The sequence below is a fragment of the Streptomyces glomeratus genome (genome assembly GCF_021462825.1).
In the GTDB taxonomy this organism is placed as follows: domain Bacteria; phylum Actinomycetota; class Actinomycetes; order Streptomycetales; family Streptomycetaceae; genus Streptomyces; species Streptomyces glomeratus.
This window is the reverse complement of sequence record NZ_JAKEEB010000023.1, coordinates 25,951-45,655: the sequence shown is the minus strand read 5'-3', so window position 1 is coordinate 45,655 and position 19,705 is coordinate 25,951. Positions and strand designations below refer to the sequence as shown.

Annotated in this window: 17 protein-coding genes; 11 read left to right on the top strand and 6 right to left on the bottom strand. The window is 70.7% G+C overall.

All coding sequences use genetic code 11. The features are described from left to right. On the bottom strand, positions 1–807 hold the full coding sequence (locus LZ604_RS23955) for an SGNH/GDSL hydrolase family protein (protein WP_234517505.1): 807 nt from the start codon (positions 805–807) through the stop codon (positions 1–3). 411 nt (positions 808–1,218) lie between these two features. Here LZ604_RS23955 and LZ604_RS23950 point away from each other — a divergent pair, with 411 nt between their 5' ends. The 6 genes from LZ604_RS23950 (at position 1,219) to LZ604_RS23925 (ending at position 9,347) form a co-directional block, all read left to right on the top strand. After that, the gene (locus tag LZ604_RS23950) at positions 1,219–1,548 is read left to right on the top strand and encodes a hypothetical protein (RefSeq protein WP_308283624.1); all 330 of its coding nucleotides are present in this window, start codon (positions 1,219–1,221) and stop codon (positions 1,546–1,548) included. 4 nt (positions 1,549–1,552) lie between these two features. Further along, positions 1,553–2,647: a GNAT family N-acetyltransferase gene (locus LZ604_RS23945; protein WP_234517503.1), complete on the top strand. Its 1,095-nt coding sequence runs from the start codon at positions 1,553–1,555 to the stop codon at positions 2,645–2,647. A gap of 368 nt (positions 2,648–3,015) precedes the next feature. Further along, positions 3,016–3,834, top strand: coding sequence for a glycosyltransferase family 2 protein (locus tag LZ604_RS23940; RefSeq protein ID WP_234517502.1), 819 nt, complete (start codon positions 3,016–3,018; stop codon positions 3,832–3,834). Next, the gene (locus tag LZ604_RS23935) at positions 3,831–4,826 is read left to right on the top strand and encodes a glycosyltransferase family 2 protein (RefSeq protein WP_234517501.1); all 996 of its coding nucleotides are present in this window, start codon (positions 3,831–3,833) and stop codon (positions 4,824–4,826) included. The genes LZ604_RS23940 and LZ604_RS23935 overlap by 4 nt, the downstream gene beginning before the upstream one ends. Further along, positions 4,823–5,623, top strand: coding sequence for a polysaccharide deacetylase family protein (locus LZ604_RS23930; RefSeq protein ID WP_234517500.1), 801 nt, complete (start codon positions 4,823–4,825; stop codon positions 5,621–5,623). Before LZ604_RS23935 ends, LZ604_RS23930 begins: the two co-directional genes overlap by 4 nt. Beyond that, positions 5,616–9,347 carry a lipopolysaccharide biosynthesis protein gene (locus tag LZ604_RS23925; RefSeq protein ID WP_234517499.1) on the top strand — a complete coding sequence of 1,244 codons (3,732 nt, stop codon included), beginning with the start codon at positions 5,616–5,618 and terminating at the stop codon, positions 9,345–9,347. The genes LZ604_RS23930 and LZ604_RS23925 overlap by 8 nt, the downstream gene beginning before the upstream one ends. Before the next feature lie 40 nt (positions 9,348–9,387). Here LZ604_RS23925 and LZ604_RS23920 read toward each other — a convergent pair whose 3' ends face one another. Continuing rightward, complete coding sequence (locus LZ604_RS23920; RefSeq protein ID WP_234517571.1) at positions 9,388–10,809, bottom strand: GH39 family glycosyl hydrolase; 1,422 nt, start codon at positions 10,807–10,809, stop codon at positions 9,388–9,390. A gap of 167 nt (positions 10,810–10,976) precedes the next feature. Here LZ604_RS23920 and LZ604_RS23915 point away from each other — a divergent pair, with 167 nt between their 5' ends. Together LZ604_RS23915 and LZ604_RS23910 are read left to right on the top strand one after the other, a co-directional pair. After that, the gene (locus LZ604_RS23915; RefSeq protein ID WP_234517498.1) at positions 10,977–12,071 is read left to right on the top strand and encodes a DUF5925 domain-containing protein; all 1,095 of its coding nucleotides are present in this window, start codon (positions 10,977–10,979) and stop codon (positions 12,069–12,071) included. A 42-nt stretch (positions 12,072–12,113) separates the two neighbouring features. After that, complete coding sequence (locus LZ604_RS23910; RefSeq protein ID WP_234517497.1) at positions 12,114–12,911, top strand: DUF72 domain-containing protein; 798 nt, start codon at positions 12,114–12,116, stop codon at positions 12,909–12,911. Here the strand turns inward: LZ604_RS23910 and LZ604_RS23905 are convergent. After that, positions 12,899–13,267 carry a GntR family transcriptional regulator gene (locus LZ604_RS23905; protein WP_234517496.1) on the bottom strand — a complete coding sequence of 123 codons (369 nt, stop codon included), beginning with the start codon at positions 13,265–13,267 and terminating at the stop codon, positions 12,899–12,901. The two genes, LZ604_RS23910 and LZ604_RS23905, sit on opposite strands and share 13 nt — an antisense overlap. Before the next feature lie 77 nt (positions 13,268–13,344). On the opposite strand from LZ604_RS23905, the gene LZ604_RS23900 reads away from it, so the two are divergent. Next, positions 13,345–13,845, top strand: coding sequence for a ribonuclease FAU-1 family protein (locus tag LZ604_RS23900; protein ID WP_234517495.1), 501 nt, complete (start codon positions 13,345–13,347; stop codon positions 13,843–13,845). 12 nt (positions 13,846–13,857) lie between these two features. Here the strand turns inward: LZ604_RS23900 and LZ604_RS23895 are convergent, their stop codons facing one another. Next, positions 13,858–14,484, bottom strand: coding sequence for a class I SAM-dependent methyltransferase (locus LZ604_RS23895; RefSeq protein WP_234517570.1), 627 nt, complete (start codon positions 14,482–14,484; stop codon positions 13,858–13,860). Between the two features lie 160 nt (positions 14,485–14,644). On the opposite strand from LZ604_RS23895, the gene LZ604_RS35795 reads away from it, so the two are divergent. Beyond that, on the top strand, positions 14,645–14,779 hold the full coding sequence (locus LZ604_RS35795) for a hypothetical protein (RefSeq protein ID WP_267971752.1): 135 nt from the start codon (positions 14,645–14,647) through the stop codon (positions 14,777–14,779). A 254-nt stretch (positions 14,780–15,033) separates the two neighbouring features. Here the strand turns inward: LZ604_RS35795 and LZ604_RS23890 are convergent, their stop codons facing one another. Together LZ604_RS23890 and LZ604_RS23885 are read right to left on the bottom strand one after the other, a co-directional pair. Next, on the bottom strand, positions 15,034–15,972 hold the full coding sequence (locus LZ604_RS23890) for a serine/threonine-protein kinase (RefSeq protein ID WP_234517494.1): 939 nt from the start codon (positions 15,970–15,972) through the stop codon (positions 15,034–15,036). Beyond that, entirely contained in the window at positions 15,969–17,828 is a 1,860-nt protein-coding gene (locus LZ604_RS23885; RefSeq protein ID WP_234517493.1) for an ABC transporter ATP-binding protein, read from the bottom strand. Before LZ604_RS23885 ends, LZ604_RS23890 begins: the two co-directional genes overlap by 4 nt. An 825-nt stretch (positions 17,829–18,653) precedes the next feature. Between LZ604_RS23885 and LZ604_RS23880 the strand changes: the two genes are divergently transcribed. Then, entirely contained in the window at positions 18,654–19,673 is a 1,020-nt protein-coding gene (locus LZ604_RS23880; RefSeq protein ID WP_234517492.1) for a lytic polysaccharide monooxygenase auxiliary activity family 9 protein, read from the top strand. Positions 19,674–19,705 lie beyond the last annotated feature (32 nt).

The window sequence follows — 19,705 nt, the reverse complement described above, 5'->3', positions numbered from 1 at the left end:
TCAGGCCGCGCCGTTCATCACGGGCAGATAGCCGCCGGACTGGCCGGCCGCGGTGGGGTGGTAGGACTGGCCGATGTTCAGCCAGTCGAGGCTGTGCAGCCAGGAGTCACCCGAGCAGATCTCGTGGCCGCTGAAGGTGGTGCGCACGTCGCCGAAGGAGAAACCGTGGTCGGCGGCGCGCTTGGCGATCGCGGCGTCGATGTGGTCGGCGGCGCCGTTGATCGCGGAACGCTTGGTCTCGGACAGTCCGACGCAGCTGGTGCCGAGCTTGTAGAAGCGGGGGTAGCCCAGCACGACCACATGCGCCGAGGGGGCCTTGGCGCGGATCGCCGAGTAGACGGCGTCCAGTTGGCCGGGCAGGGTCGTGTCGACATATGCCTTTGCCGTCGCGATCCGCGAGAGACAGGCGCTGTCGGACTGGAGCACACAGGTCGTCATGACGTCGGAGAAGCCCGCGTCGTTGCCGCCGATGGTGAGGGACACAAGGCTCGTGGCCGAGTTGAGGGTGCCGAGCTGGTTGCTCAGGACATCGGTCGTCTTGGCGCCCGAGCAGGCCAGGAAGCTGAAGGAAGCGGGGGCGTGAGCGGCCTGCCACAGGTACGGGTAGGCGTTCGTGCTGCGGTTGCAACTGCCGCTGGAGCTGATGTAGCTGCCGGCGCCGACGCCGGAGGAGTAGGAGTCACCGAGGGCCACGTAGCCACCGGTCGCGGCGAGCGGTGACGCCTGCGCCGCGGCGGCCCCGGTGAGGACCAGGCCGACGGCGAGGAGGAGCGAAGTCACGTACGCCGCAAATCGGGAACGTCTCATGGAACCTCCTTTAACAGGATCTGCCACAACGGTGGTAGCAGCTACGCGAGTTGACTGGAAGTGTCCATGCCAAGACCCTTTTCGGTATTCATTCGGATCGGCCCAGATGTTCACCCCCGCCCCGTTGCGCGGTTACGGCACGCGCATGACCTGTCCGTTCGGCTTTCGGACGACGGCGCCAAGAGGCCAGGCCCCCTGGCGAACACATGTTTACGGGGGCTGAGAACCCGTGCGCCCCGCCTCCGCATCTTGACGGCCCCCTCCCGGCTGCGCGACATTGAAGCCCGGCATCCGGCGCTTCGGGGGGCAAAGTCGCCAATGCAGACCTTACGCATCAAGCCACCTCCGTCCGGCGGGGACGGGGGGCCGGGACAGGATCCGGGGAGGGGCCTGTTCCCACTGCTCGTCGGCGTGGCCGTCGCCGTTGCGGGGGTCGGTGCGATCCTCGCGCTGAGCGACTCGGGTTCGCCGCTGCGCGGCCCGTTCACGTTGTTCTTCCTGCTCGCAGCGCCGTCGACGGCGGTCGGCGCCGCTCTGCGGGGGCTGGATCCCTGGCCCCGCGCGCTGGTGTCCGTGGCGGGAGCGATCGCGATCGACCTTCTGGTTGCCCAAGGCATGTTGGCGGTCCACCGGTGGTCGGTCACCGGCGGGATCCTCGCGGTGACCGTGATCAGCTCCCTCGTTCTCCTGCTGGTACCGGTACGGCGGCAGCGCCGCCGCACGGCGAGAAGACGGGCCTGACGACGTGGACATCAGGGTGTACCGCCCCGGCGAACTGAGCGCCGCCGACCGGGCGGCATGGACGGCTTTGCAGTCGAAGGCCCATCTGAACGGCTCGCCCGAGCTGGCGAACCCGTTCCTGTCACCGGAGTTCACGCTCGCCGTGGGCCGGACGAGACGCGGCGTCCGGATCGCGGTGGCGTACGAGGACGGCGAGCCCGCCGCCTTCTTCCCGTTCCAGAGAACGACCGCCGGGGTCGGACGGGCCGTGGGCCTCGGCGTCTCGGACTGCCAGGGCCTGGTACACCGGCCCGGCTTCGCCTGGGACGCACACGAACTGCTGCGGGCCTGCGGGCTCGCCGTCTGGGAGTTCGACCACCTCGTGGAAGGCCAGGAGCCGTTCGAGGCGGGGGCCTCCGGCACCTTCCCGTCCCCGGTCATGGACGTCGACCAAGGGTACGAAGTCTATCTGAGCCGCCTGCGCGCCCAGTCGCCGAAGTTCACCCGTACGACGCTCGCCAAGGAGCGCAAGCTGGGACGGGACACCGGCCGGATGCGCTACGTCCACGACGAGCGCGACCCGGCGGCCCTGCGGACGCTGATGGCCTGGAAGTCCGCGCAGTACCGCAGGACCGGGCGCAGCGACCGCTTCGCGCACCCCTGGATCAACCAGCTGGTGCACCAGCTCTTCCACACCCGTTCCGAGCCGTTCGCCGGGATCCTCTCGGTGCTCTACGCGGACGACCGGCCCGTCGCGGCGCACTTCGGACTGCGCACCGAGCGGGTGCTGGCCTGCTGGTTCCCGGCCTACGACCCGGAATTCTCGAAGTACTCGCCCGGACTGATCCTGCATCTGAGGATGGCCGAGGCGGCCGCGGCCGACGGCATCGCCTATCTGGATCTCGGGCGGGGCCAGAAGGAATACAAGGACTCCCTGAAGACACGGGAACTTTCCGTGTCGGAAGGGTGGGTGACGCGCCGTCACCCAGTCGCGTTCGGACACAGGGCGCGCCGCGCCCCGGTCCGGGCACTGCGCAATGCGGTGCTGTCGCGGCCGGAACTCTTCGAGCCGGCCGACCGGATCCTGAAACGGATGGGGAAAATTCGTTCGAGGGGCTGAATTGACGACCATATCAGCGAAAACGGGGGACACGTCCCTGGTCTTGCCATAAAGTCGCAATCGTCAATACCGTCGTACATCAACCCGCATCGGTCCATCATCCAGCGGATCCAGGGGAGGGCTCAGGTACCGCGATGGTTCCGGCGCGGGGCGCGGTAGGGGGGTGCCGTGCTCGGCGACCACGGTCGCGCGAGTCGTGCCGCGCGGTCGGCTGCCGTTTTCCCGGCAGACGGCCAGCTTTGCCAGCTCACCCGGCATGCACGGAGATCCATTTCGGCATGCCGTGAGTGAGAACCCCCCTTTCGAACCGGACACACAGCGGGACCGTCCAGGGGCGGACGGTCCACCGGACGAGAGGGACCAGACTCATGAGTTCTGTACTGCGCCCGGCAATTTCGGGCCAAGATCCGTTAACACCGGGAAAGTACCGGCCCATCTCCTCTCACCTGGCCATTGCACCGCCGGTGAGTGTGGTGATCCCCGCCATGAATGAGGCGGAGAATCTCCCGTACGTCTTCAAGACCCTTCCCGACTGGATCCACGAAGTGGTTCTCGTGGACGGCAATTCCACCGACAACACGGTGGAGGTCGCGCGCGAGCTGTGGCCGGAGGTGAAGGTCGTCGAGCAGCGGGGCAAAGGGAAGGGCGACGCTCTGATCACCGGGTTCGGGGCCTGCACCGGCGACATCATCGTCATGGTCGACGCGGACGGCTCGGCCGACGGCCAGGAGATCGTCAGCTATGTCTCCGCCCTGGTGTCCGGCGCCGACTTCGCGAAAGGCTCGCGGTTCGCGAACGGCGGCGGCACCTCGGACATGACACCGATCCGCAAGCTGGGCAACCGGGTGCTGTGCGCCATCGTCAACGCCAAGTTCGGCGCCCGCTACACCGACCTCTGCTACGGATACAACGCGTTCTGGCGGCACTGCCTCGACAAGATCGACCTCGACTGCACGGGCTTCGAGGTCGAGACCCTGATGAACATCCGGGTGGTCAAGGCCGGCCTGAGGGTGCAGGAGATACCCAGCCACGAGTACCTCCGCATCCACGGCGCCAGCAACCTGCGTGCGGTGCGCGACGGGTTCCGGGTGCTGAAGGTGATCCTGAAGGAGCGCTCCAACCGGCGCGCCCTGCGCCGCCGACCGCACGCGATGGCACTCAACTCGGGTCAGGGAGAGATGTCTTGAACGACCCCGACATCTCCGTGGTGATCTGCGTCTACACCGAGGACCGCTGGGAGGACATCCTCGCGGCGGTCGCCTCGGTGCGGGCGCAGTCCCTGCCGGCGCGCGAGACGCTGCTGGTCGTGGACCACAACGAGACCCTGCTGGACCGGCTGGGCCGGGAGTACAAGGAGGTCGAGGAGGTCCGGGTGCTCGCCAACGCGGGCCCCCGCGGCCTGTCCGCCGGCCGCAACACCGGGATCACCGCCTCGCACGGGCAGATCATCGCCTTCCTCGACGACGACGCCGTGGCCGAACGCGACTGGCTGAGGTACTTCGCGTCGGGGTACGAGGACCCTCGGGTGATGGCCGTCGGCGGCCGCACGATGCCCATCTGGGCGTCGGGCCGCCGCCCTGCGTGGTTCCCGGAGGAGTTCGACTGGGTGGTGGGGTGCACCTACAAGGGGCTGCCGCCCGGCCGGGTCCGGGTGCGCAACGTCCTCGGCGGCAACGCCTCCTTCCGCCGCACGGCCTTCGAGGCGGCGGGCGGCTTCGCCACCGGCATCGGACGCGACGGCGACAAGCGCCCGCTGGGCTGCGAGGAGACGGAGCTGTGCATCCGCCTCAGCCGGGCCCGGCCCGACGCGATCCTGCTCATCGACGACCGGGCGGTCATCCACCATCGGGTGCCCGCGCCACGCGAGCACTTCGCCTACTTCCGTACCCGCACCTACGCCGAGGGGCTCTCCAAGGCGCTCGTGGCCCGCAGCGTCGGCTCCGGCAAGGGGCTGGAGTCGGAGCGCCGCTACACCACCCGGGTACTGCCCGCCGGGGTGGTCCGCGGACTGCGCGACGCCCTGCTGGCCCGTCCCGGCGGCGCGGGCCGGGCCGGCGCGATCGTCGCCGGGGTCGTCTCGGCGGCGGGCGGATATGTGCTGGGGAGCGTCCGGGCGCGCCGGGGCGGCGTCGCGTTCTCCGTCGTGGACCTCCCCGGCGGTTCGCAGGAGGCCGCATGAGCGACCAGACCGTGCCCATCCTCATGTACCACTCGGTCGCGACTGCGCCCAACGAGGCGACGCGCGCCCTGTCGGTGGCGCCGGAGGCCTTCGCGGAGCAGATGGCGATGCTCGCGGACCTGAAGTTCACGCCCGTGAGCACGGCCGACCTCGCCCGGAGCTGGCGGGAGGGTGCGCCCCTGCCCGAGCGGCCCGTCCTCATCACCTTCGACGACGGCTACGAGGGCGTGCACCGGCACGCCCTGCCCGTACTCGCCGGGCACGGCTTCGCATCCACCCTGTTCGTCTCGACCGGGTGGATCAGGGGCGCCCACGACACCGGCGGCGGCCTCGACACCATGCTTGGCTGGGACCAGGTCCGCGAGCTCGCGGGCGCCGGAGTCGAGATCGGCGGGCACAGCCACACGCACCCGCAGCTCGACCGGCTCCCCGACGACGCGCTGCGGTTCGAGCTGGTGCACTGCGCGGAGATCATCACCGATGAGCTGGGTACCCGCCCGGTCTCGTTCGCGTACCCGTACGGCTACTCCAGCCGGCGGGTGCGCCGCACGGTGCGCGAGACGGGCTACCGCCAGTCGCTCGCCGTCGGCAACGGTCTCGCGCGGCGCCGCCAGGGACCGTACGCGCTGCAACGGGTCACCGTGCGCCGCAACACGGACGCCGAGGAGTTCGAACGGCTCGTCCAAGGCCGCGCGATCGTCCGCAACTTCGCCAGGGACCGCGCCCTGACCAAGGGGTACGCCGTGGTCCGTAGAACACGACAGGCTTGCCGGAAGGCCATCCGTTCCCGTGTCTGACACGACGACCACAGCCCAGGACCCCGAGACCCAGACCGCGCCACCGGAACGGTCCGGCCGCCGCCTGCGCCTGCCCGGAAGCGGCGGGGGCGGCGGCGGCCAGCTGTTCCGCAACGCCTATGCGCTGATGCTGAACACCGGTATCTCTGCGGTGCTCGGCCTCGGCTACTGGCTGGTCGCGGCCCGCTACTACTCCGATGCCGCGGTCGGCCAGGGATCGGCGGCGATCGCCGCGATGAAGCTCCTCGCCGGGCTCACCGCGGTGACGCTGACCGGTGCCCTGGCCCGCTTCATACCGGTCTCCGGGCGCGCCACGGGGCGTCTCATCCTCCGTACCTACGCGGGCAGTTCGATCGTCGTGGCCCTGGCCGCGGGGGTCTTCCTGCTGACCCTGAACGTGTGGGGGCGGTCGTACGACTTCCTGCACGGGCCGGGCCCCGCGCTGGTGTTCGTCGTGGCGGTCGTCGCCTGGAACCTGCTCACCCTCCAGGACGGCGTGCTGACCGGGCTGCGCAGCGCGCTGTGGGTGCCGGTGGGCAACACCGTGTTCTCCGCGGTGAAACTGGTGCTGCTCGTCGGGGTCGCGGCCGCCATCCCCATGATGGGCGTCTTCGTCTCCTGGGTCGCCGCCATCGCCACCTCCGTACTGCCGCTCGGCTGGATGGTGTTCCGGCGTCTGGTGCCCCGGCACATCGAGGCGACCGAGGACCACGCCAGCCCGCCGTCGCTGAGGGAGATCGGCCGCTTCCTTGCGGGCGACTACACCGGCTCCCTGTTCTCGCTCGCGGTGGTCTACCTGGTCCCGGTGATCGTGGCCTCCCAGGTCGGCGCCGCGGAAAACGCGTACTTCTACATCACCACCACCATCGGCGGCACGACCAACCTGCTCGCCATCAACATGGGCGCCTCGCTCACCGTCGAGGGCTCGCACGACCCGGCGCGGCTCGCCGCCAACACCCGGGCGGCGCTGAGGCGCATGGCCCGGATCATGCTGCCCGTGTGCGGGCTGCTGTTCCTCGGCGCGCCCGTCATCCTGCACGTCTTCGGCGACGGCTACGCCCACGCGGCGACTCCGCTGCTGCGCTGGTTCGCGGTCGGGGCGCTGCTGCGGGTCGTCATGGAGACGTACTTCGCGGTGCTGCGCGCCCAGAGCCGCACGCTGGGACTCGCCTGTCTGCAGGGGCTGCTCTGCGTGCTCGTGCTCGGCCTGACCGTGCTGCTGCTGCCCCGCATGGGGCTCACCGGCGCCGGCGTCGCGGAGATCTCCAGCCTCATGGTGATCGTGGCGATCGCCGCACCGAAGCTCTACCGGATCCTGCGCGCCGCGCCCGCCGACGCCGTGCCCGAGGACGCGGCACCGGACGGGGACCTCGCCGACCTGGGGGCGCCCGAGGTCCCCACGCCGAGGACCGGCCCGTCCTGGGCGAAGAAGCTCGACGCCGACACGCTCGCGCTCGGCATCCACGTCGACTTCGACCATCAGGAGCGCCGGCCCGACGTCCGCCCCGGTCCGGGCACGCCGCCCACCGGGACGCCCGCCGCGCCCGGGGACCACGACCGGACGACGTGGTCGCTGAGGCTGCCGCAGCCGGACCGTCCGGTGGGCCTGCCCGGCTCCACGGCACGCATCCGAAAGGCCCCGGAGGAGCCGCGGCCCACAGACGACCCGCACTCCTCCGGCTCTCCCGGCGGGGCGCTCCGGCCGCGGGCGACCCGGTCCGGGCTGCTGCTCGGCGCCCTGCTGGTCGCGGCACTGCTGCTGTACTGGGTGCCCGCGCTGTCCATGGACGACGGCTCCCTCGCACACATGGGCGGCCTGGGACTGATCTCGGTCCTGCCGCTGCCGACCCTGGCCGGAGCCGCGCTGCTGGCCGTGGTCTTCGCCGGCCTGCTGTGGCGCGGCCGTGAGCACAGGGGCCTGCTGCTGGCCACCCTGCTCGCGACGGTCGTCTCCCTGCACGCGCTGCCCGCCGTGATCGAGACCGAGCCGCGCTTCGCGACGGCCTGGCAGCACCTCGGGTTCCTCGACTACATCGACCGCACCGGATCCGCCGTGCCGGACCTGGACGCGCGCTGGAGCTGGCCGGGCTTCTTCGCGGTGGCCGCGTTCGTCGCGAAGGCCTGCGGGGTCACCGACCTCACCGAGGTCATCCGCTGGTGGCCGACGGTCATCCAGCTGCTCTACCTGGCGCCGATGCTGCTGCTGGTGCGGTCACTGCGGGCGAGCTGGCGCGCCAAGTGGACCGGCATCTGGATCTTCGTGCTCAGCGGCTGGGTCGGCCAGGACTACTTCTCCCCGCAGGGCTTCACCTATCTGCTCTACCTGGTCTTCGTGGCGATCCTGCTGGTGTGGTTCCGCGCGCCACGGGTGATCTGGGCCAAGGCCCGCCCCGGCGAGGCGGAGGTCGAACCGGCCGGCCGTGGGCAACGGGCGGTGCTGCTCATGGTGCTGATCGGCCTGTACGCGGCGAGCGTCCCGGCCCACCAGCTCACCCCGTTCGTCATGCTGGGCGTGCTCGCCGCGCTCGTCCTGGCCGGCCGCTCCGAGCTGCGCGGGCTGCCGATCCTGTTCGCGGTGCTGGTGGCGTTCTGGGTCGGCTTCATGGCCGAGCCGTACTGGTCCGGGCACTTCGACGAGCTGTTCGGCGGGGTCGGCGGCGTCGGCAGCAATGTGTCGACGTCCGTCTCCGGGCGCATCCAGGGCGGCGACCCGACCCACAAGCTCGTGCTGTACACGCGCGTCCTGCTGGCCGGGGCCGTGCTGACCTTCGCGTGCTGGGGCTGGTGGCGGCGGCGCGGGAACAAGTACCGCGAGCGGTCGCTGCTCGTGCTGACCTTCGTGCCGTTCCTGGGTTTCGGCATGCAGTCCTACGGCGGCGAGATGGCGCTGCGCGTCTTCATGTTCGCGGTGCCGGGCGCGGCCCTGCTGGCCGGGCTCGCCCTCTTCCCGCGCACCGGCGCGACGGCCGCGGAGCGGGACAAGGACCGGCCCGGCCTCGCCTCGCTCGCCGCCCTCCTCGCGGGCCTGCTCCTGATGGGCGGCTTCCTCGTGGCTCGCTGGGGCAACGAGTCCTTCGAGCGGATCCGCCCGGGCGAGGTCGCGGCGATGGACTACGTCTACGCCCATGACAACCCGACCGTGCGGCTGCTGTGGCTGAGCAACGACACGGTCGACAACGTGACGCCGGCGATGCCGTGGGGCGCCCGGGACATGGAGAAGGTGCAGTACGTGCCGACCCTGGCGCCGGTCGATCCGGTCCTGGTGTCGGGCCTGGTCAAGTCGCTCAAGGACGCCGGCCCGAACTCGTACCTCGTGATCCACGCCAGCCAGGTGACGTACCTCCGGATGGACGTGGGCTACTCGGCGACCTGGGAGTCACGGCTCATCAGGAACCTGGACGGCCGCCGGGAGCTGAAGAAGGTCCTCGTCAACGACGACGTGACGATGTACACGCTGCGCGAGCAGCCCGCGGGCCCGGTCGCGAAGCCGCATCCGGGGCCGATCGGCCCGCGGGTGACCTGGACGCCGTGGTCGGTGGTCGGGGGGCTCGCGGCTGTGGCGCTGGTCCTGATGCTGACGGCGCGCGAGGTCGTACGGGTCGCGATGCCGCCGAGTGTGCGTCAACTGCGCCTGCTGCAGAGCAGTTTCTGGTTCTCCCTGCCCCTGCTGGCGGTGCTGCTGGCCTCGCTGGTGCAGCGGTTCCTGACCATGGGGAAGGGCTGAGCGCCGGACCGGGGGCGACGGGCCTACGAGGTGGAGCGGCTCACCGCTGGAGCCACTTCACCTCGTACGCCTTCATGTCGAACCGCTTGCCGTCGACCTGGGCGCTGATTCCGCGGCCCAGGGTGTTCACCACGAGGACGACCTTGTCGGTGGCGAGGACGCGGACGTTGGGGACGTCGTCCTGGGCGACCGGCACCGTCCGGTACGTCGTGCCCGGCGGGAACGCCTCGCCGAACCGGGAGACCAGGTTGTACATGGGCAGTTCCCTGCCGCCGCCCGCGGTGTCGGTCGGCGTCCACAGGCAGCCCGCGCAGTCGGTGCCCTTCCGCTCCTCGGGGTTCCAGTAGAAGCCCGAGGAGGCGCCGCCCTTGACCAGGGCGATCATGCCGGCGGCCTGGACGGCGACGCGGTGGTCCTCGGTCCAGCCGTCCCGGTCGTCGTTGCCGTCGGCGGGCTCGACGTAGTACTCGGCCCACCACAGCGGCAGATCACGGGTCTGCTTCCGCACCCAGGCACCGACGGCGGTGAGCTTGTCGGTGGCGGCGAACTCGTTCGGCAGCAGGTCGTCGTCCTTGGTGTAGCTGGAGCCGTCCACGACCACGAAGTCGGCGCCCGCCTTGTGCTGGTTCCAGTAGGAGAAGGCGTCCAGGACCCGCTGGTCCATGGCGCCCCAGGCACCGCGCAGGGTGGTGGAGGCGTCCTGCTTCTGCCGTGGGTCGACGCTGTCCATGACGAGGTACGGGCCCCCCACCATGATCTCGGGGTTGACCTGCTTGAGCGCCTTGTAGACCAGGTTGTACAGCTCGGTGTAGCCCTCGTAGTCCCAGCGGGCCTCGGAGTCGTTCCAGAAGCCCTTGAACTCGTTCCAGACGATGAAGTGGCGCACGTCCGGGTAGCGCTTGGCGACGGTCGCCGCGAGGGCCGCGAAGTCCTTGTAGTGGCCGGGCGTCGGCGCGGTCTCCAGAGCGGCCCGGCTCCAGTCGGTGACGCCGACGCCCGCCCTGCCGCCCTTCATCCAGTCCGGGGCGCAGCACAGGGTGACGACCGGGGTGCCGCCCGACTTGCGGACGAAGTCGATGCGGCGGTCCATCTCCTCGAAGTCGTAACGGCCCTTCACCGGCTCGGGATTGCCCGCGCCCCAGCCCATGATGTGCTGGTTCTGCGGCAGAGCCGTCCCGGAGAGCAGCCCCTCGACGCGCGCGGTCGCCGCGCCGCTGCCCTCGTCGGCGCTGTACTGGGTGTGCGTGAAGCCCCAGCCGACGTCCGGTCCCGTCGACGCGGGCGGGGTGCCGGGCGTGCCGTGCACCTTGTCTCCGTCGCGCGTGGTGCCCGTGATGCTCGCGCCGTTGCCGGGCAGGGTGCTGATCAGGGTCACCACCAGGGCCAGAGCGGCCGCCCCCATACCGAGCAGAGCGGTGAGACGCCACCGCCCCGCCCCCGAATTCCACTCATGACGTCCCATCATGGGCCACAGTAACGGCCTGGATCGGGCCAGGGGCAGACTTTGTCGTTCAACAGCCCGGTAACAGGACGTACCGGATGCACCGGGAGCACGACGCAGACCCGACACACCCGGCGCACTTCGGAAACCGGGTGCACGGGAGGGTCCCGTGACGGATCATGTTCGGCATGCCCGCGAACCCACACGATGCTCTGCCGATCCGGCTCAACGTCGATGACAGCGACTCGCCGTCCGACGTCGTCGACGCGCTGTTCCTCGGCCGTTTCGCGACGGGCGAGCAGCCGTATTCGCACGCGGCGAACATCGACCGCGTACGCTCCGGGGCCTCGCTCCTGCCGCCGGACGCCCGGTTGCTGCGCATCGCCCGCGACGACGACCGCAGCGCGACTCTCGCGGAGGGCGACGGCTGGACACTGCTGGTCTCCCGCTGGAACCGCGGCGCGGACGTCACGGTGACGGCCACCAGCGCCGAGCTGGCGGAACAGGTGCTGAAGCAGGCCACGGACGGCGCGGCGGACGAGCCGGAGCCGCAGCCGGAGAACGTGACGATGGGCTTCTGGTACGTGTCGCCCAGGCGCGGTCCGCACCGTACGACACGGCAGATCGCGGCGGGCACCTGGGAGGAGGTCCGCGCCAACTACACGGCACCGGTGGCGGACGCCATGGACCGGCTGATGAAGACGACACCGGAGGACATCGCGGGCCGGCTGCTGCTGCTCCACGGCCCGCCGGGCACGGGCAAGACGTCGGCGCTGCGGACGCTGGCCCGCTCCTGGCGTGACTGGTGCCAGGTGGACTGTGTCCTGGATCCGGAGCGGCTCTTCAGCGATGTCGGGTATCTGATGGACATCGCGATCGGCGAGGAGGACGCGGCGGGCAAGGGCCGCTGGCGGCTGCTCCTGCTGGAAGACTGCGACGAACTGATCCGCGGCGAGGCCAAGCACACCGCGGGCCAGGCACTGTCCCGTCTGCTGAACCTGACGGACGGACTGCTGGGACAGGGCAGGAACGTCCTGGTGGGTGTCACGACCAACGAGGACCTGGAGAGGCTGCACCCGGCCGTCGTACGCCCCGGCCGCTGTCTGGCCCGCATCGAGGTCGGTCCGCTGACCCGCACGGAGGCGGTGGGCTGGCTCGGCCGGGAGGACGGCGTGGGCCGCGACGGCGCGACCCTCGCGGAGCTGTACGCGCTGCGGCGGGGGACGTCACCGGCGTCCGTGCCCGACCAGCGGGCGGGGGCGGACTCGGGGCTGTACCTGTAGCCAGTACCGGTGGAAGCCGCCGGCCGGTGCTTTGATGGATGTATGACCCTGTTCGTCGGCACGTCGGGGTGGCAGTACAAGGACTGGCGCGATGTCCTGTACCCCGCCGGCGTGCCCATGCGGCTGTGGCTGGAGGAGTACGCGACAGGCTTCGCCACCGTCGAGATCAACAACGCGTTCTACCGGCTGCCGTCCAGGGAGACCTTCGAGAGCTGGCGCGAGCGGGTGCCACCCGACTTCGTGGTGGCGGTCAAGGCCAGTCGCTATCTGACCCACATCAAACGGCTGAAGGAACCCGAGGAGCCGGTGCACCGCCTGATGAGCCACGCGACGGGGCTCGGTGACCGGCTCGGCCCGGTCCTGCTCCAGCTCCCGCCCACCCTGCGCGCCGACCCGGCGCTCCTGGACGACTGCCTGGCCTGCTTTCCGGCCGGCACCCGGGTCGCGGTGGAGCCGCGCCACGCATCGTGGTGGACCCCGCAGGTGCGCGGGGTGCTCGAGGCCCGGGGCGCGGCGCTGTGCTGGGCCGACGTGCTCTCCCGCCCGGTCACCCCGCTGTGGCGGACCGCCGACTGGGGCTACCTCCGCTTCCACGCGGGCCGCGCCCGGCCGTGGCCGCGCTACGGCCGGCGGTCCCTGACGTCCTGGGTCCACCGCATCGCCGAGGCCTGGCCCGACGACCGGGACGGACGGGACATCCACGTCTACTTCAACAACGACCCGTACGCGGCCGCGGTCCTGGACGCGACGGCCTTCGCCCGCGTGGCGTCGGCGGCCGGCCTGACGGTGACCCGCACGCCGCACCGCCTCCCGGCGGCGGCCGGACCTCAGTCGCCGTAGGCCGCCCGCAGGGCGTCCCGGACCGCGGCCAGCGCTTCCCGCTCGCCCAGGCCCAGCCGTCGTACCCGCTCGGCGTAGGCGGAGGCGGCTGCCGCGGCCTCCCGCTCCGCGGCGGAACCGGCGGCGGCCACGAACGTTCCGTTGCGCCCCCGTGTCTCGATCACCCCGTCCGCCTCCAGCGCCCGGTACGCCTTGGCGACCGTGTTCGCCGCGAGTCCGAGGGACTCGGCGAGCCCCCGCACGGTGGGCAGCCGGTAGCCCACCGGCAGCACCCCCGACCTGGCCTGCTCGGAGATCTGCGCCCGTACCTGCTCGTACGGCGGTGCGCTCCCGTCAATGTGGATCTTCAAGGTCACGGGCCGATTCTTCCGCACGCGCCGGAAAATGGGAGGCATCCCCCGCGCCCACCCGCATACCGTGCGCCCTTGTGACAGTGAGCGAGAACCCGGCCGAGCCCGCGGCCCACGTGGAGGTCGTCCTGGTCAAGGCGGGCCGTACGAAGATCCGTTACCCCGCCGGGCTGCTCCGCGACGACGGCAACCGGATCGTCGTACGGGCCCCCTGGGCCGGCGACGGCGTCCGTGACTTCGGCTTCGTGCGGTTCGAGCCCGGTGACGTCTTCACCGAGTACTACTGGCGCGACCGGTGGTACGCGGTGAAGGAGGTGCGCGACGGGCGGGGTGCCCTGAAGGGGTGGTACTGCGACATCACCCGCCCGGCCGCCCGCTCCGGCGGCGAACTGGTCGTCGAGGACCTCGACCTGGACCTGTGGCGCTCCGCGGACGGCGCGACCGTGCTCCGCCTCGACGAGGACGAGTTCGCGGCGAGCGGCCTCGGGAAAACGGACCCGGCGGCCGCCGCGGCCGCCGTCCAAGCCCTGGACACCCTCGAACTCCTCGCCCGCAAAGGCGGCTTCGAGACGCTGCTGGCGTGAGCCGGGACCCGGTCAGGGCACCGCCACCACCGCGTACCGTTCGTCGTCCACCTCCTTGCCCCACAGCCGCGCGTCGTCGGAAAGCCGTTCGACGCGCACGTCCCGGGCGAGGGGCGCAAGCAGCGCGGTCAGCCGCTCGGCGGGTATCCCGACCGGGCTGGTGGTCCCCCACACCCCCTCGACCAGCACCAGCCGTCCCCCGGGGCGCAGTAGTCCCCGCCAGTGCCGCAGGGCACGGCCGGGGTCGGGCAGCGCCCACAGCACATGGCGGACCAGGACGGCGTCGAAGAGCCGATCAGGCACCGGCGGGGCCGCGGCGTCGCCGACGAGGAACACGGCGTCACGCCCCGACAACTTCGCCCGCGCGAGGGCGACCATGGCCGGCGACAGGTCCACACCCGTCACCCGATGACCCCGCTCGGCCGCCAGGAGCGACAGGCTGCCCGTACCGCACCCGAGGTCGAGCACGTCACCGGGCCGGGGCGGCAGCCACTCCCCCATCCGGGCCGCCCAGGCACCGCGCACCAGGGGATCGCGCAGTCCGTGGTCCGGCTCGTCGTCGAAGTCCGCGGCCGCCCGGTCCCAGTCCACGGAGGCTCCTGGTGCTGCCGAGGTTTCGGATGCCCGGTTACTGGCCATGTTCCTGGTCATGTCCCTGGTCATACGGCCAGGGTGACAGCCGCCACTGACAGCCGATTGGTGACAGCCGCCACAGACAGACCGCGATCGATGAGGAAACCTCGCCGGAAACGTCTACCTCCGCCCCTACGCGGAACCCGGTAGGCACAAGGAGGCCCCCATGCGCCGAGTAACCGTGCACAAGCCCCTGAAGAGGACCGAATCCCGCCGGGTGCGGGAGGAGGCCGACGACCGTCCCACGGAGCGCCCGGAAGTCCGGAAGGACATCGCCCGCCTCTGGTGGCCGGACGCCTGAGTGCCGCCCCGGTTCTCCGCATGGGGCAGGTGGCCGGAGCCCGCGTCTCGCGGCCTTCCCCCAGCCGCCTGAGCGCAGGGGGCGACAACACTACTCACGGCGCGGGGGCGCTGCTGCCGGGCTGGGGCGGGCACGGACACGATCTTTCCCCTGGCCATGCTCGACCCCAGCCCGGGCAGGCCACCGGCCAAAGATCGCGCCAACGCCCGCGTGGTCGGGCTGAGCCTCGGGGTGATCCTGATCGAGCGACGACGTCAGTCGACCGGCGGCGGCAGGACGCCGCGCTGACTGTGCGGCAGCAATCCGTCGAACACGGCAGCGAGTTCGGTGATGGTCGGCCGGTTGTCGGGATCGGGCTCAAGGCAGACATCGATCGCGGCGGCGAGACTGGGTGGCAGGCGCCGACGGGTTCCGACCGATGGGGCCCGTTCCTCGAGCTGCGGATACCGGTCGTCCTCGGCGGGGCCGTCCTCCGACGGCCAGTCGTCGCTGCCGGCCACCGACCCTTCGTCCGCATCCTCGCTCTCGTCGTAGGTCTCCCCATCGTCGAACGGGATGTCGCCGGTGGCGGCCTCGTACATCGTGATGCCGATCCCCCAGACGTCTGCAGCGGCGGTGAGCGTCCCGCCGCGTGCCTGTTCGGGGGCCAGGTAGCAGAAGGTGCCGAGTCCGGGGCAGGCGTGGCCGGGTGGGCGTGCGACGCTCAGGTCGAGCAGGACCGCACGCCGGCTGCCGACCACGACGTTGGACGGCTTGATGTCCAGGTGCAGCAGGCCCTGACCGTGCAGGTAACGCACAGCCGAGCACAGGTGCAGGCCGAGGACGGCGAGGTCGTTGGCGGCCAGCCGGCGGCGCCGACGGCGGATGAGGTGCGACAGCGTCTCCCCGGTCAGCGTCTCCAGGACCACGACCGGCTCCGGGCCCTCGACCGTCTCGTACGCGCGGACCAGGTGGGGATGGGTGAACGTCTGGAGCCAGCGGCCCTCCTGCACGAGCCGGTCGTGCAGCCGCTGCTCGTGCCTCCGGTCCGGTCGCAGCACCTTCACCACGCACCGGCACTCCCGTTCCTTGCTCCAGGCGTCGTACAGGTCCAGCCAGCCGGTGCGCGCCAGGTGTGCGAGCACTTCGTAGCGGGGGATCACCGTCGCTCCGGCCGTCAGCGGCGGCGGGAGCGGCGCCTTGGTGCGGGTCATGGCAGAACCTCCAGGGCAGGCGCGCCACTCACCGGCCCGTGCTCGTGCAGCCGGTAGAGCCGCGCGTAGGCGGTGCTTCGTGCGAGCAGTTCCTCGTGTGTGCCGTGCTCGGCGGCATGCCCCTGCTCGAGCACCACGATCCGGGTGGCGTCGCGCACGGTGAGGAGGTTGTGGGAGATGATGATCGTCGTGCGGCCGCTCATCAGCCGGCGCAACGGTTCGAGGATCCGCCATCCCGACTCGGTGTCCAGGCCCGTGGTCGGTTCGTCGAGAAGGAGCACGGGGGCGTCCCGGATCATCGCGCGGGCGATCGCCAGGCGCTGCCGCTGTCCGCCGGAGAGCAGCCGGCCGCTGTGGCCCACCACGGTGTCGTAGCCTTCCGGCAGTCGGAGGATGAACTCGTGCGCGTCTGCGGCGAGGGCGGCCGCGACGATCTCCCGCTCGCCGGCCCCCGGTCGACCGTAGGCGATGTTGTCCCGGACTGTGCCGTGGAAGACGAGGGTCTCCTGGAGCACCGCGGCGATGTTGTTGCGCAGGTCGGCGAGGTGCACGTCGCGAAGGTCGAGCCCGTCGAGCCGGACGGACCCGCGCTGCGGGTCGTAGAAGCGCAGCAGCAGCTTGGCAGCGGTCGACTTTCCGGCGCCGCTCGCCCCGACCAGCGCGAGTGTCTCACCGGGTGCTACCTGGAACGAGATGTCCGACAGCGCGGGCCGGGTGGCTCCCGGGTAGCGGAAGCCGACGTCGTCGAACTCCACGCCGCCGCGGGCACGCCGGAGCCGCCGAGGGACGGCGGCCTGGCGGACCTGGGGTCGTTGGTCGAGTAGCTCGATGATCCGCTCTGCCGAGGCAGATGCCGAATAGAAGGTGTTACTGAGCCGGGAGATGCCGCGGATCGGGCTGTAGAGCTTGCTCAGCAGGGCCAGGAAGACCATCAGCCCGCCCAAGGTGAGCCGACCCCGCGTCAGCTCCCATGTGCCCAGGCCCATCACCACCAGGGCACCGCCCAGCTCGATGAGGTCGACCACCGGACCGAACAGGGCGCGAATCCGTGTCGAGATCATGGCCGCGCGGAACCTGCCGAGGTTCTCGCGCTGGAACCGGCCGTACCCCCACCTCTGGCGGTTGTATGCCTGCACGAGCGAGATGTTGCCGAGCACCTCCTCGGCGATCGCACTGATCGAACCGCTGCGCCGGCGCCGCTCACGTGAGGCGGCCTTGATCCGCCGGGAGAAGCGCTGTGCCGTGAACCAGAACATCGGCGTGATGACGAGGGCCAGGAGGGTCAGATCCCAGCGCAGGTAGAAGAGGATGCCGAGGAAGATGCCGAGCCGCATGACGTGTGAGATCGCGTCCACCATGCCGGAGAGCATGAATGTCTCGACCGCGTCGACGTCGCCGGTCAACCGGGACAGCACATCGCCCAGCCGCTGCCGTTCGAAGAAGCCGAGCGAGAGGCCCTGCAGGTGCCGGAATACATCGGACCGAAGGGTCAGCAGGAAACGTTCGCTGACCCAAGCGGAGATCACTTCGTCAGCGAACGTCAAGACGCCGGAAAAGAGGGCGAAACCAACGTACGCGAGGGCGATCGGAAAGAAGAGGTGAAGGTTACGCGGGACGAGCACATCGTCGACCAGGACCTTGAAGATGAGGATCTCGGCCGCGTCGATGACCGGCCCCATCACGATAAAGGCGAGGATCAGCACGAACCAGTGCCGAGCGCCACGGGTGTAGGGCCAAAAGCGCCGGAACACATCCCTGAGCGGAACCGCCGGCGCGGCGGCGACGATCGCATCGGAGTGCTCGGCGGCAGGCAGCAGCCTTCGAAGGGCCGACCGTACGGCGGGCATCGCTGTCATCTTGCGGATTCCCTGATCCGGCGGCTCTCCGCCCGAAGAAGAACTGGGCCCACACCCAGCATCCTGATCACCTTTCCCAATGAAGACGACCATGGTCGGGTGCGAATCCCGACCATGGTCAGTAAGACACATTCAATCAGCCGCGCTAGTGGCGTGAGTGCCGCGAGTGCCGCGAGTGCCGCGAATGCCGACGACGGTGGTGCGTGCTCTTGCTGCTCTTCTTCCTGCCACTTTCCTCAGTACGGAGCGCGGGTGCCACGAGGCCAAGTACGGCCATGGTGTTCTCCTTTCGTTGCCGCTTCCTGCCATGATCTTCGAGCGGGGTTCCGGACCCCGCAAGCTGAGCACTCCCAATTGGGTAAGTACCACGGCCCCGGCGTCGTTCCGCCTTGTCTGGACGGGTGATGGCTGGTCAGACCGGTGCTGATGGCGAGGTTGCGTGGACGGCGTACTCGCACTGAACGTCACCCGAAGAGCTTCCGTGGACCGCGTGCGCGTCCAGATGGCGTAGACGCTGCCAATCGGCCCAGCAGCGGCTCGGGCGACCGCGAAGCCATGTAGCTCATCGAAGGAGGCGAGGAACGCCTCCAGCACATCCGACGCTGCGGCCGTGATCTCGAAAGGGACGGCGATGCCTCTCGGGAGCAGGTGATACGGGCCTCCCAACCCTCCTTCCTCAGCCCTCAGTTAGCCCTGCCTTAACGCGACCATAAGGATCTCCAACACCCGCCACCCACAGGCGATTTCACGATTTCCTGCGGCTAGCTTGCTGAGCGCCCCCCACGGGACACGTCCCCGCACCCGGAGCGCTCGGAGGAGTTCCGCATGTCCGTACGCCGCAGAATCGCCGTTGTCACCGCCGTCGGTGTCCTACCGCTCGTGCCGGTGGGACCGTTCGAGGTGCCCGCGGCCGCGCACGGGTCGATGGGAAACCCGGTCAGCCGGGTGGCGCAGTGCTACGCGGAGGGGCCCGAGAGCCCGAGGTCGGCCGCGTGCGGGGCGGCGGTCGCGGCCGGCGGCACACAGGCCCTCTACGACTGGAACGGCGTGCGCATCGGCGACGCGAACGGGCGGCACCGGGCGCTGATCGCGGACGGCAGGCTGTGCAGCGCGGGCAACTCCGAGTTCACCGGGCTCGACCTGCCCCGCACCGACTGGCCGGCGACCGGGGTGCACAGCGGCCCGTACACCTTCCGGTACCGGGTGACCGCCCCGCACAAGGGCACGTTCACGGTGTACCTGACCAAGCCCGGCTACGATCCGTCGAAGCCGCTCGCCTGGGCAGACCTGGATCTTGCGCATCCGGTCGCCACGGCCACCGACCCGGTCGCCTCGGGCGGGTTCTACACGTTCTCCGGCAGCCTCCCGCGGCGCTCCGGCAGGCAGTTGCTGTACGCGATCTGGCAGCGCTCGGACAGCCCGGAGGCGTTCTACTCCTGCTCGGACGTCGTCTTCGGCGGCTCGGGCGCCGCCGGAACGGGGAAGGGTACGGCGCCGCTTCCGTCCGCATCGGCGCCCTCCGAGCGGCAGATCGAGGCCGGGGCGGGCAAGTCGGCGGTCGGGCATCACGGTCACGGCGGTGACGGGGTGGATACGCCGGCGGCGTCGGCCCCCGAACGCACAGCCCAGGTCGAGCGGAAGGCGTCACCCTCGGCGGCGGCCGGGAGGAGCGACACGGCGGTGAACGGCGCCGAGGGCACCGCGCAGCAGCTCGCCGAGACCGGTGGCGGCGCCTCCACCTCGTATCAGGCGATCGGCGGCGCGGGCGCGTTGGCCCTCGGGGCGGCGGCCCTGTTCGCTTCGGTGCGCCGGCGCGCCTCACGCGGGGCCCGGCGCGGGCGCTGAGGTTCCGGGGCCTGTCCGGCGGCTCAGGTCGG